Annotated in this window: 16 protein-coding genes; 11 read left to right on the top strand and 5 right to left on the bottom strand. The window is 35.9% G+C overall.

What is annotated here, in order from left to right; all coding sequences use genetic code 11:
• The 4 genes from ACNPNW_RS13220 to ACNPNW_RS13205 form a co-directional block, all read right to left on the bottom strand.
• Positions 1–1,298: zinc ribbon domain-containing protein (locus ACNPNW_RS13220; RefSeq protein ID WP_448767037.1), on the bottom strand; the 1,298-nt coding region annotated here is incomplete at its 3' end.
• Positions 1,299–1,499: 201 nt separating this feature from the next.
• Complete coding sequence (locus tag ACNPNW_RS13215) at positions 1,500–1,829, bottom strand: hypothetical protein (protein ID WP_005006208.1); 330 nt, start codon at positions 1,827–1,829, stop codon at positions 1,500–1,502.
• Positions 1,830–2,071: 242 nt separating this feature from the next.
• Complete coding sequence (locus ACNPNW_RS13210) at positions 2,072–2,533, bottom strand: H-NS histone family protein (RefSeq protein WP_005006210.1); 462 nt, start codon at positions 2,531–2,533, stop codon at positions 2,072–2,074.
• 111 nt (positions 2,534–2,644) lie between these two features.
• Positions 2,645–3,163 (bottom strand): DUF2726 domain-containing protein, encoded by a 519-nt coding sequence (locus tag ACNPNW_RS13205; protein WP_047471608.1) that lies wholly within the window; start codon positions 3,161–3,163, stop codon positions 2,645–2,647.
• Between the two features lie 218 nt (positions 3,164–3,381).
• Here ACNPNW_RS13205 and ACNPNW_RS13200 point away from each other — a divergent pair, with 218 nt between their 5' ends.
• From ACNPNW_RS13200 to ACNPNW_RS13185, 4 genes are all read left to right on the top strand, one after another.
• Positions 3,382–4,071 (top strand): hypothetical protein, encoded by a 690-nt coding sequence (locus ACNPNW_RS13200; RefSeq protein ID WP_005006214.1) that lies wholly within the window; start codon positions 3,382–3,384, stop codon positions 4,069–4,071.
• 198 nt (positions 4,072–4,269) lie between these two features.
• Positions 4,270–4,578, top strand: coding sequence for a hypothetical protein (locus ACNPNW_RS13195; protein ID WP_000753507.1), 309 nt, complete (start codon positions 4,270–4,272; stop codon positions 4,576–4,578).
• Positions 4,579–4,895: 317 nt separating this feature from the next.
• Positions 4,896–5,279: a hypothetical protein gene (locus ACNPNW_RS13190; protein ID WP_005006216.1), complete on the top strand. Its 384-nt coding sequence runs from the start codon at positions 4,896–4,898 to the stop codon at positions 5,277–5,279.
• Positions 5,280–5,281: 2 nt separating this feature from the next.
• A complete protein-coding gene (locus ACNPNW_RS13185; protein WP_005006218.1) occupies positions 5,282–6,118 on the top strand; it encodes a nuclease-related domain-containing protein in 837 nt (278 codons plus the stop codon).
• A 101-nt stretch (positions 6,119–6,219) separates the two neighbouring features.
• Here the strand turns inward: ACNPNW_RS13185 and ACNPNW_RS13180 are convergent, their stop codons facing one another.
• Positions 6,220–7,257, bottom strand: coding sequence for a hypothetical protein (locus ACNPNW_RS13180; protein WP_005006219.1), 1,038 nt, complete (start codon positions 7,255–7,257; stop codon positions 6,220–6,222).
• Positions 7,258–7,368: 111 nt separating this feature from the next.
• Between ACNPNW_RS13180 and ACNPNW_RS13175 the strand changes: the two genes are divergently transcribed.
• The 7 genes from ACNPNW_RS13175 to ACNPNW_RS13145 all read left to right on the top strand — a co-directional run.
• On the top strand, positions 7,369–9,285 hold the full coding sequence (locus tag ACNPNW_RS13175) for a hypothetical protein (protein WP_005006220.1): 1,917 nt from the start codon (positions 7,369–7,371) through the stop codon (positions 9,283–9,285).
• A 118-nt stretch (positions 9,286–9,403) separates the two neighbouring features.
• Positions 9,404–10,249: a hypothetical protein gene (locus ACNPNW_RS13170; protein ID WP_005006221.1), complete on the top strand. Its 846-nt coding sequence runs from the start codon at positions 9,404–9,406 to the stop codon at positions 10,247–10,249.
• A gap of 113 nt (positions 10,250–10,362) precedes the next feature.
• Positions 10,363–10,935: a hypothetical protein gene (locus ACNPNW_RS13165; protein WP_005006224.1), complete on the top strand. Its 573-nt coding sequence runs from the start codon at positions 10,363–10,365 to the stop codon at positions 10,933–10,935.
• Between the two features lie 26 nt (positions 10,936–10,961).
• Positions 10,962–11,894 carry a tyrosine-type recombinase/integrase gene (locus ACNPNW_RS13160; protein ID WP_005006225.1) on the top strand — a complete coding sequence of 311 codons (933 nt, stop codon included), beginning with the start codon at positions 10,962–10,964 and terminating at the stop codon, positions 11,892–11,894.
• A gap of 75 nt (positions 11,895–11,969) precedes the next feature.
• Complete coding sequence (locus ACNPNW_RS13155; RefSeq protein WP_005006227.1) at positions 11,970–12,347, top strand: helix-turn-helix domain-containing protein; 378 nt, start codon at positions 11,970–11,972, stop codon at positions 12,345–12,347.
• 20 nt (positions 12,348–12,367) lie between these two features.
• Positions 12,368–12,553 carry a hypothetical protein gene (locus tag ACNPNW_RS13150; protein ID WP_005006230.1) on the top strand — a complete coding sequence of 62 codons (186 nt, stop codon included), beginning with the start codon at positions 12,368–12,370 and terminating at the stop codon, positions 12,551–12,553.
• A 34-nt stretch (positions 12,554–12,587) separates the two neighbouring features.
• The coding region (locus ACNPNW_RS13145) for a transposase-like zinc-binding domain-containing protein (RefSeq protein WP_448766370.1) at positions 12,588–12,787 on the top strand (200 nt) is incomplete at its 3' end.

Below are 12,787 nucleotides of genomic sequence, written 5' to 3'. Positions count from 1 at the left end.
CATATTAGTTTTGATACAAAGTCAAAACGGCTCCATAGGTAATTACCGTGCTCAAAACAAAACTTCCCTAAGATCCACATCGATACACCAAAGAAACCATAAGTGAAGTCGCTAAAATCCAGATAGCTTCCGTTATATAGACCTTTGGCAAAAATAGTCATTAATACGACTGAAGCAATAAAACTTAACAATCCAAAACTATTGAGGATGGCTAACCAGCGATACTTTTCTTCTTTGAAGCATGAGCTCAATGTCATATCACGAAGGGTATTGATTGGCACTGGTTGAGTTTCTTCTAAGATCTCACCCTCAAAAGCACCGTTTTTACTGCGAGAGTTGATAACTGGCAACTGGCGTGAATAGATTCTGTTAGGAATAGCACTTTCCCAATTCTTTTGTAGATGGCGTTCAAGTTCATCAAACAATTGCATTGGTTGGCAATTCATACTCAAACTATCCTGAACGACTCCAGCACTGGCTTGTGGTGGCTGTTTTACCATTTGAGCAATCACGGCCAAGAAGAATATCGCAATCGCAATCAGCGCTGCAATTAACGTAAAAATTGCTTTATCCATGCTTGGCAACCAAATAGGTGCAACTGCATGTTGGGTAAGGATAGGAACCAATACAGGTCCAAGAATGGCGACTAAAACCAAACCAATGACTTTAGATAAACCAATTTCTTGTGCACCTGAGTTCGGATTAGCCATAGGACGCAATAAAACAATCAAAATAATGGCGTTGTAAACAATCCCAAGCCAAGCACCTGTATTGGGTGATGCACCCACATACGCGATTAGAGCACTCACTAAGGTAATCAGAAAAACAATCGCATTTTGAAATTGAGCTTCTGCAGCGTTACGGATGAATAATGGCGAAAAAATAAGATTAGGGAACAGTGAATATAGAATCCCGTTCACTGAGCCTTTTGGTTCTTCATAAATCAAAGCGCTTTGGCGTAGGATCTCTTTAATATCGGTTGCACCAGGATAAGCACCAGTTTCTTGAATGGATAACTCCTGTGCAAGTCCGGCTGGTTGATCACGACCAAAGTAGAACTTTAGGTTTGATAAGCCTGTGGTCAGCAGTAGAGCGCCATAACTGAACATTCCTAGACCAACTATAAGCGGTGGTAGTGCAACAAATACACCGTTACTGAATAGACCTTTTGCACTGAAAATTAAGCTTAGGCCAGCCAGCATAAAAACGATGGCACCGATCACTTTAAAAATGTTTTCTATTCGGTAGGGATTAGGGAATTCAAACCGCTTATCTTGCGAGTTATATTCATATGCCATTTTTAATACTCCTTAACGCATTTATCTAATTACGTTTTAACTGGTTAATTATAACTAAGTCGTGGGGTATAAAGTTTTTTTAGTTAAAATGAATCACTGTTTTAGTTAAGTTTTAATAAGGGAATTTAAAAAGTATTTTAAAGGCGCATTAAAGAAGGGGATAACGAATCCCCTTTAAAGATGTACCAAGCTTATGTGCTGTTATTTGTTTTGATCTGCTTGTTTTTGAGCATCTGCAGCTGCAGCGTTCAGCATAGAAGACATATCATTTTGCTCGTCCTCTTTTGGTGGATTTTGTTCTGCAGTTTTTTGATGTGCATCAAAATCGTGGCCCTCAACTTTTGAAGGTTTTTCATTATCGACATAAGCTTCACGCGCTGCTTGTAGGTCTGCAGATGGATCTACTTTGTCAATTTGTTCATCTGGTTGAATAGGTTTTGATTGAGATGTTGATTCTTCTTTTTTACTACAACCAACTAAAACCAAACCTACAGATAATAAGCCAGTTAATAATAGAGTTTTGAATGACATTTAATCGCCTCCAGCGAAACATAAGCAAAGGTATAGTCACATATACTTATAATGTATATACCAAAATTTAACTAAAACTAGTCCGTTGTATAACGTGACCTTTATAAAAACGGTTTAAGTATATACCAATTGCAAATTTTCTTGTTATCGGCTGAAAGCTAATAGAATAGGGTATCGCTTAACGACACTATATAATGGCAAAAAAAAACCACCTTTTACGGTGGTTTCACTAGTTTTAAAGATTAAATCTCTTTAAGGTCTAGATTTTGTTCGCAATAACTACGTACAGCTTCTTTATCTGAAGGATCAAAACCCTTTTCAATCATTTCTTCACGTAACCATTTAATTACTTGACCGCGACCAGCCCAACGTAAGCTGTTGTTTTCACGGTGAACCCATTCATGCGTAAGCTTACGTTTTTGACGTCTTACAGGCTCAACTTTTGTGGTATCAATGTGGTTGTTTTTTAGATATTCGCTAAGTGTATGGATGTCCACAACACCATCGGCAGTAATTTTTTCTGAAATGATTGCATTAATGGCACTAACAGCATCGTGAAAAGCTTTATTTTCTTTAACGACTAGTTGTTGTTGAAGTTCTTCAATATAATTCTGAAGTTCAACAGGTGACATTTGAGCAACATTTTCTGGTTTTGATACATTTAACATGTCATTAGTTCCAGTATTGCGAGTTAAGTTGTTCATGATTAAACCTTTAGAAATATATTTGAAAATTAATTCAAAATATCTCTTACGACAAAACCATTTTTACACATTTACATTATTAAAATCAATTAGAGTTAATCGTATTTATACCTAAATATACCTTGAAATGGTTTTTCTTATAACTTTTATGTCGGGAATTTCCTTAAACCTAATGACAGTAATGCCAGCACTCTTCAAAAGCTCGTCACGCCTTTTATCTTTATCCTGGGTATATTTGTGATAATGCCCATCAAGCTCAATAGATAATATAGGATTGTAGTCTTCATCAACAATCAAATAGTCCACGTAAAGCCTAGAAAACTGATTTCGGGTACTTATGTTTTGCGTGGTCATAAAAGCACTCATGCTTACTTGCACCAAAATGTTGCGTGATGGAATGACCTGTTCTAGTGCATCAAGCATTATAATCTCGTCTTTTGTAAGGACTTTTTTAGATACAAGCTCCTGATTCTTTTGAGGCTTACGATAGCCTTTTTTTGAATTCTTTTTGGCTTTAGTTTTAGGTTTGCGAAATACGCCACATAAAGCAAAAACAAACTTATACACTATATAAAACAATAATGAATAAATTATGGACTTTAACAAAAAGGAATTTAAAATCGTTTCCATAAACCTAATACACAACAAATTTTAAAGGGTGCTTAAACTTCTTAAACATATTAGATAGTTTTAACGGTGATTGATACGAATTAACTAAAAATGTTTAAGGACTATTAGTGATGCAATGTTAAAAATAGTATAATCTTGTAAAGACAGCTTAGAAGTAGTTTTAAAAGTAAAACTGGTTCTCACAAATAACACCGACTATTTCACTGGAAAAGTTTAAAATGGTATTTAATAAACGTACTTTAGCTTTACTGATTGGTACAATCTCGCTATCAGCACACCTCTATGCCAACAACACAACCGTTAAAGTCTCACAAACTCCAATTGTATCATCTTCACCAATTCCCTTAGTTAAAGCGAATGCAATTGAACAATACTATATCAATGTTAAACATCGCTTTAATGGTGCGGAATTTGAACAACCGCCTCGTAAAATTAAGAGCATTAAACTTAACTTGAATGTTATTAATAACGGGGAAGTGGTTTTAACGGCGCACGAAGCTGATAAATCCAAGCTGGAAGACTATTTACAGCAAAACCCTAAAAACTCGGAACTATTGGCCAGTTACGTTGCTCGTATGATCAATTACAACCACGGCTATACGGTTCCTGAAAACAAGGGTAAATACAGCAAGTATGCAAGTACGACTGTATATGAAGCTCTTCTTGATGAATTGAACTATAACTTCGCAACTACGCCAGTAGTATCAGTAGATAGCTATGCAAGCCAACAACAGCTTGAATCTGCTTATCTATACATCCTTTCTCGTTTAGATCCACAAGAAAAAGCGGTGTTTTGGCAATTTGTGAACACATACAAAGTAGGGGATAAGATTGAGATCCCTGAAGGTACTGTTATAGCAGATGTCTTGAACACTTATAAAATCCAATTGAATTTTAAAGCGCCTTAATCACTAAACAGGTAAGGAATATTTAGGAACAAACTATATTATTTTTTTAAAGTTATTTTTTACCTGTTCCTATATGTATTCGCCTTTTTATGTTTCCTCATGGTATTGGGTGTTTTATTCATTATTTTGGTGTGAGTTCTAATTAACTATGCGACATTCCAAACAACCATGCGATAAGGCTTGCTCAAGGGAATTTAGATGAAAAAAACAAATGTCCATATCTTCATTTGGAAATTTGTAATTGGATTATTCTTTTTTAGTTTTCTTATGACTTATGTTCACTCAAATGCTGAAATTACAAATTTATCAATGTTGTTTTATGGGTTTAAGGTAGGTCTGTGGTTTGCAACTATTGCTACCACTTTGATTTGTGTATTGCTCGGTTTAGCAAAGCTCTTAAACAATAAACCTGAGAAAAATGAGCTTATTTACTCATGGTTTTATACATCGACAAAATATACGCTAGTGTTTGTTTGCACATTAGCTGTTGCTATTTTTGTCGCATAGTTAAGTGTAATTTTTTGGTCTTATCGCAACATTGATTAGTAAATTTGTCGCACAGTTCTTTAGAATATTGAATGTATTTTATTGATATTTTATAAAACTGTCGCTTAGTAAATTGGAACTGACATTTGGGGGTCCATTACAGCATCAGCAATAGTTGGATCATGAAATTGCTCAAACCATAAATTTCGGAACTTGACTTTTAATCAACCAATATATTGCTCGAAAATTAGAAGCATTGGGTTGATGTGATTATTTCGAATTTGTTATTAGAAATTAATTGAAAGCAGTATTTTTTAAACTTTAGGTGGAATGAAAAGGTGATTTTTTCAAGTATATTCACTGGTCTTTTTATGACGGTGGGTTTCACAGCGCTAATTTATAACTACGTGTTGATGGGTGGTAATTCTGGTTTGTTCTTTTTGGTTTGGGGTGGTGGTTTCTCTCTAGCAGGATTGTATTTCCATTACCACGGAACAATTGGGAAAATTGGGTGGCAGAGACAGCGCTTTGTTCGTAACACGCAAACACTTGAATGGTATAAGACTGAATACCCTCAATGTGTTGTGACTACAAATATCGTGAAATGTTGTTTTTGCGAAAGTACATCAATTCGCAGATATGCCTTAAAAAACAATACTTACAAAATTCGCAACTCTTGTGCTAAATGCGGTGAAGTTTTGTTTTATACGGATGAGGATTAATAATGACTATTCATGCGTATTATGGTGATGTTAGCCACCTGAAAAATGAACAAAAAATGTTTGAAGACTTATTAACCCAATTGAAGCTTCATTGGGGTAATAGTGAAGATTGGATTTATTTGTTCTATAACACAATGTGGTCAGGTCAGGAAATTGATGTTATTGCTTTCACCAAGGAAGCAATCGTTGTTATTGACCTAAAAAACTATTCAGGCAATCTGGTTGGGTCGGAAAATGGGGAATGGCAGATTAATGGTGAGCTTGAGGTTCAGGGTGGCTCTCAGATTAATCCATTTGTTCAGATTCGGAAGAACAGATTTGCTGTTTTAGAGTGGTTCAAAAGTGCTGAATTGTTTACCGACCAAAACTTAGGTTTTATTAGTGGTTGCATCATCCTGAATGAGTTATCTAGTACGCAAATGGATTTGTCTCATTCGGTAAGAAAGTGGTTTTATGTTACCGATATTGCCAATTCAGTGGATACTTTGTCTAGACTCCATACCAAGGGGATTAGTCTTGCTAGTGATGATATTGTATACCTAGTAAACAAGTTAAAACTTAAAGAATATTCTTGGGATCAGGGTGTTGCTCCTAGAGTTCGCAATCTTATTCAGTCAGAAGATCGTGATACTCCAAGTGATAATAGTCGTAATCAAAGTTCCGCTCCGATCAAATACACATTACATGATCAAATGGAAAAGAAATTCAAAGGTGTTTTAGCACCGTACCTATTTTTCTATGGAACGGTCATCATCTGTTTAGCTATTGCTTTTCATATTGCTAATGGTATGAAAGGTGAAGGGGTTGGGTACTTATTTAGTTTGATCTTTGGTCGCTAAAAATATCAGTTATTCAGGTTGGGATTCCGTAATTATTAAGCCTTTTCCTTTTTGCATTAAAAAAGCCTACATTGTAGGCTTTTAGCTTTTTTAGATCTGTATTACTGAATTAAGTCGTCAACGGCTTCACCAAGGTAGGTTGGATCGTATTGCTTATACAAATAGTTTTCCAGAATTGGTAAATCTGGTGCTAAAACCATTCGCGTAATTTTAGGACGATCTTCTTCAAGGTTAAGCTTCACATGTACGGCGAAGAAATCAATGTTGTTCGTGATGAAGTCATATTCTTTACGACCAGCACTTTTGAGTTGATCAACCATACGCGAAAAGAAGCGGTTATTCGTAATAGAGCAATTCAAGAACTCTAACGCATCTTTTTCAGTAACATTAATTTCAATAATGTTATTGAGGAAGGCTAGCTCTGGTTTAATTAAGTTGCCGTTACGGTCTGCAGTTAGACATTTTGTAGAAAAGGTACCAATACCAGCCATACGACCATCATATTTCACAAAACCGTGCTCTTCAGATGCAACTAAGTTTGACGCATGAACGTATAGAGTAGGGTGGTGCTTTGTATTCCACTCTAAATCAATAACGTCAGTTTCATTTTCTGCATAGAGAGTTTGTAAAAGGGATCTATTGAGGTTGGTATAGAGGACTTGATCAAGCTCTAATACTTTGCGGCGATATAGCTCAGCGAAGGCAATACCGTACTGAGATAAGATATTACATGTTGTATTGAAGCTATTGCAGTAAATCGCACGGTTATCGTTACCGCCGTCTCGATCCTCACTGACCACAATTACATGGTTCCCTAAAACACCATTGATTTTATAAACCACAATTGAGCCTAATGCGAAGTTTTGGGTAAGTAGTTCTTCACCCTCAAATCGTACTGCCGTGCAGTTTTTAATATTTTCTGCGCTTAAAGGATAATTACCCGGTGTGATGGACCACAATGTTGAGACTGGTACAAATAGAGGCTCAATAGAACTACTTAAGTCAACTCGACCAATCGTGATGATGCTTGTGCCGTTAAAACTATCGCCCTTGTGTTCTGCAACGGCTGATGTTCCGATCGTACCTGGTATTTGTGCGTTCTCTGAAGCGCTATTATTTGGTACAACTGATTCTGTCATGAAACAACTCACTAAAAGTTTTATCTTTGTTTAAAAATACCACATGATAAATAGTATTAAAACTTATACTACTATTATAAGATGATCTTTAAGATTCATAAAGGTATATTTATGCTAAACCATAAAACCCAAGTTTGTTTTTTTAATAACCTGATTGGACGTTTTTATAAAAACCATTTGATCATAGATGTTAAAACTTTAAACCTAGATTTTATTTTAGATGTTATTGAATTTCCGACATCAATTGAAGGTTTAAAAAAAGCACCTAAAGTATCAAAAATTAAAATACCTTTTACGCAACTTGCTCAGGATCTTCAGCCACAAAATTACCTAGATTTAGTCCAATCTGATGCCAAAAATCTGTATCTGCAGATTGGGCAAGAAAGACGTTATATTCACGGCGAACAAACTAATTTTTCATATGCTACATCGGTGTTTCAGCAGATCGGTGATGATGAAGTGCTCCAGCTTGAGGCTTTGAACTATGCACTGAAGCTCCAAAGCATTACTAATGGTATTCAGCAACATACAACAGCGATTGAGACATATATCGAGCTAAAGCCTTTACGATATGCGTTTAGCTTAGATACGTTCATAAGTGCAACTGCAGATCTAGATCAACCTTTCGATACTCGTGAAGCGCTTTCTGGCCATATCGTTAACCATTGGGAAAAATGGGTTAAAGCAAACAATATCACCAGTGAAAGTTCTTATGATGCGGTGCTAATAAATACCGATAAATTAATACTGGTTCGAGTCGGTATTCACTCATTCTCAGTGAAGATTACAGACCTTGAAGTGGCTGACGGCGTTATCTATGCTTCTCTTTGTGATTTAGAGCTCTTACAGGTGCTTCTACCAACGTTCTTTGATGGTATACCTTGCCGTATTACTGCATATGCCGATATGAACATTCAATATGCTGTATCGCAATATAAGACTTGGCTATCAAGTCAAAACCTGAAGAAGATCCAGTACGTTCGCAAACAAGGTATTGAGAAGTACTTGCGTAAAAAATTAGAAGATGAAAGTGACTTAATCGGTAACGCGCAACTTGCCAAAACCCTAATGAATACCAGCTATACAGAACAAACAGTCTCATTTTTTTCTGACGCTTGGGGATTATCGTACGCAAACCATTTTGAGAAGAAAATTCGTCATGCTTTTGATCTGGTCATACAGGCTTTGGATCATGAAGGGATCTCATTAGAGCAGCTGCAGTTCATCAATAGCCTAACAAAAGGGGCAATTGAGAATGCTATTAACGAGATGCTGAACAAGACTGGTTCGCCGTTAAACGTGGTACCAACACTCACTCAAGAATTACTGTTAATTTGCGATGAATTCAATGCCAAAAAACTCAACATATCAAGTGAGCTCTTGGATGCAATCACTCAGTTTGCAGAACAATATGCAGTATCACCACTGTTGGCCATTAAGCGTGATAGCGCCGTGTATTTGCTGTATGAACCATTAGATGCCGATAATCAGCTAATTGATTATGAGTGGTTTTGTACTGCGGTATATACCAAAAATCAGTTTGTGCCTGAAGCCGATGAACAACATAAAACAAATGTAGCGGATCTTCTTAAATCGGTTGAAGTACTGCATGTATTCAAGCCGAATATCCTGTCGTGGACCAATGGCAAGGTATTTGAAACGCCAGAAGAAAAGAAAAATGCTTTTATGTTATGTCTCACACCTGAAGCATTTGAAAATCAAATAGAATTCTTACGCACTAAGAACGCAATACCAGGATATTTTAAAAACCTGATTACATCCTTAGGTGGTTTAAGTACAGTGGCCACGGAACAAGATAAATACGGTGTATTTTTGATTGAGTCGATCGCTAAAAATTCGACTGGTTTTGCATATCAAGGACAACTCTTTCCTATCGATCAAAATGCCCAAATTGACTTAGATCAATGCTCAAATTTAACGCTTAATTCTAAACTACTACCAAAAAACTACCTGACCTTTAAAAGACTAATGAGATTAAGCGATAGTTTAACGAATGGCGTTAAATAGGTTTAAGAAATATTATTATTTTTACTTTAAGTTTAAATAGTGGTTTTTTAAATGCACAAAAATAAAGTATTATACTTTCAAACATAAAACCCTTTTAAAGTTATACAGAGAATACTGAATGAAACTATTAAAAACTGCGATGGTGGGTATCCTTGGTACTGTAATAGCACATACTGCTTTTGCTTATGATGATGTACCAACCCCAAATCCAAACTTTAAAGAAGCTTACGTGGGGCTTTTAACGCCATCTAAAAACTTTAATGTTGTTGCTGGTGGCCTTACACCTGAAATCAGCGAATATAAACTGTCTGATAGCTATTTTGAGAACAATTCAAATCAACGATACAAAGCGACAGCTCACCTTTATCAACAGATGAATACTCGACAACGAGCGATGTATTTATTAGTTCAGCACACAGCTTACTTAAACGATATTTTCTACCCTCAACGTAACCCTTTAGTTAATCCAAACGTATCAGACGAACAATTGAATGTTGAACCAGCACTTAATAAACTGCAGTCCTTACGTACTGACAAAGATATTGTCGAAAATGTTGTAGATCGTGAAACTATGCTTCAGGTATTAAAAGCACATTACGATTATTATATGCGCGATCAATTTACAGTACGTTTTTACGGTAAAAACCAAAACACATTTACTTATGGAATTGATAACTATTCTGGTTTAAAAATACGTTCGGTGGAAGGAAACTTACGCATTGTTGATCGCAAAAGAGGTACATTGTTAGGTGACTCAATGGTTAAGTTAAACCACTGGATACCAGCTACCCGTACCAAAGAGCGCCGCACTATTGATATACCGTCTTCCATGCCAGAATGGAAAGACGTTGAAATTAAAGATCTTGCAATTAAATTCCAACCAACTGCAATAACAACCATGCAAGGTAAACGCATTGATATTAATAAAATCTATGCGTACAACACTGAAAAATTCAATTTCTAATGTATATAGCGGTCACTATCGACCGCTTTATTTTGTTCCTGGATAAATATTAACCGTAGCCTAAGCAAAAGTTACTTGTAACTTAGAAAGGATATCTAATTAAGGTTAGAACTATGAAGAAATTACTTCTTTCAATTGCATCTGTAATCATGATCGGGGGATGCACAGAAGTTCCGAAGGATATGTCACATGTTGATGTTTTTACAAACGATCGCTACCTATCGACAGCATATGAGTTTAATAAGCTGGTTGATGATACATTCAAATACCCGTATTCAAACATCCCATTTTTAATGGTTACGGGAGGGTGGAGTGTTAGTGGTCCAAAAGAACCAATATCGCAAATTGTATACAGTTGCTTAGCTTCTAATGAGGTGCAATTGGTTACAAAATACAAACTATTTATGCCCGAAGTTACTTACATCAAAACACCTGAAAACCAGGTGAAAAATTGCATCATTAAACATTCTAATGGCTCAATTAATGCAGACGCGTTGAATGACCTTAAAGCCTTCACTTTATTCCAAAAATATTCAGATAATCCATTTTTACGCAAAACTGTGGACGCAGCGAAAGCAGATGGCAAAATATCAGTAAAAGAATATATGGATATTGTGCAAAATGTCATAAAATTAAGTAAGGCTGACGAACAGGTTCAGCTAGAAAAAACCATCCAAGAGCTTTAAGCATTATTATGTCGGAAAACCTTTCCATGCATAGCATGACGAATGAGGAATTGATTCAAGAATGGCTGGATAGCCTGAAGCTTGAAAATAAGTCCGACATGACAATTAATGAATACAAAAAGAGCTTACTTTTGATGTTAGAAATGCCTTTTTTTAAAGGTAAACATCTATTGGAACTAGACCGCGATTACATCACATCATTTCGGTTGCATCGAATCGATGTTGATATTGTTTCTGCAAGAACACTCAACAAAAATTTATCAGCTTTAAAAAACTTCCTGAACTATTGTCTGCGTAAGGAATATATACCTGAAAACTTCTTTTCTGACATTCGGGTTAAGTTCAAAAATCAAAGCTTACCGCGCCCGATCGCCGTGAATACGTTGAATGAGATACTTGATAACAAGACGCCATTAAATCCGAAATACAATAATCAAAAGTTAAGAGATCTAGCAGCTGCAGAAATTGCTTATTCTGGCGGTTTACGTATCTCTGAATTACATGCCATCAAACTAAGTGATATCAACCTCAGTGCTATGCAACTAAAGGTATTGGGTAAAGGAAATAATGAACGGATTGTTTTTTTAGGAAAAAAATCACTAGAGGCTATTTCTACTTGGCTTTTAGTTCGTAATCGTTGGATTTCAAAAGCTGGAGTAGAAGACTGCGGATATTTATTCATTGCACCATCTGGCAAACATATTGCGAAAAACCATTTAGGTGCATGCATTACAGCTCTGTTAAAGGCGCATGGTTCTGGACATATTGGTAGTACTCATGCTTTGAGACATAGTTTTGCATCGCACTTGTATAACAAAACAAAAAATATTCGCGCCGTTCAGGAAATGCTAGGTCATAAATCACTATCTTCGACACAAGTATATATTCTTGTAGATCACGAAACGTTGATTAGTTCTTATAAAGATGCACATCCACGCGCTAGAGCGAACCAAGATTAATAATTTATTCGCTTCTTGTACTTCTAAAGATATATCGTAAACGATCGAAATAATTAACTTTTGATGGTGCCCGTAATGGCTAAGACTTTTGAACAAGTAAAAAAAGAATTTTTCAATACAAGGGTCATCACAAACAATCGACTACCTAAGCGTGGTGAAAGCCACAAAATTGCTGTGAAACTTGGTTTAATAGACCAAAAACAATCAACATATGTTAAAAAACAGAAACTTTCATATGTTGGCTTATCTGTAATTGAGTGTTTTGAAGAAGCTGGTTTAGATGATGTCTATATCAATGAAAAAATTGAAGAGTTTTCAGAGCTAAAAAACTATACTTCATTACATAAGGCATTAAGAATACTTGATGACGGCCACATGGCCCGTTTAGCAAAAAAATTAGAGGTTTCAGTCGATATGCTCAATGCGACATTGGCTGTGCTGAATAAAATATAAAAAACGGATTGAACCAACCCATGAATGCAAATGAGCTTTATGAAAAGTTACAGCAAATTGGTAAGCCACTGGTCCACGTAGAAAGCCTCGTATCTACAATGCAGTTGGAAATCCCTGTTGAAGAGATTGAAAAACACATTGAACTTTTCGGGGTTAATTTTTTACTGGTAGAAGTTGTTCGGGTGGTGTATCAAAAAGTATGCTAAAAAAAAGCAGGTTGAATTTTGATAAAATAGAGAAATGCAAATAACTCTAGAAATCAAATGTCCAACCTGCCTCAGTGACAGTATAAAGAAAAATGGCATCAAAGTAGATGGGAAACAAAACTACCAATGCAAAGACTGCAAACGTCAGTTTATTGGTGACCATGCTCTGAGCTATCTAGGATGTAATTCTGGCATTACTCGTAAAATATTACAGTTAATGGTCAGAGGCAGCGG

Source organism: Acinetobacter endophylla, assembly GCF_053543775.1.
This window is presented reverse-complemented; position numbering and strand designations above follow the sequence as displayed.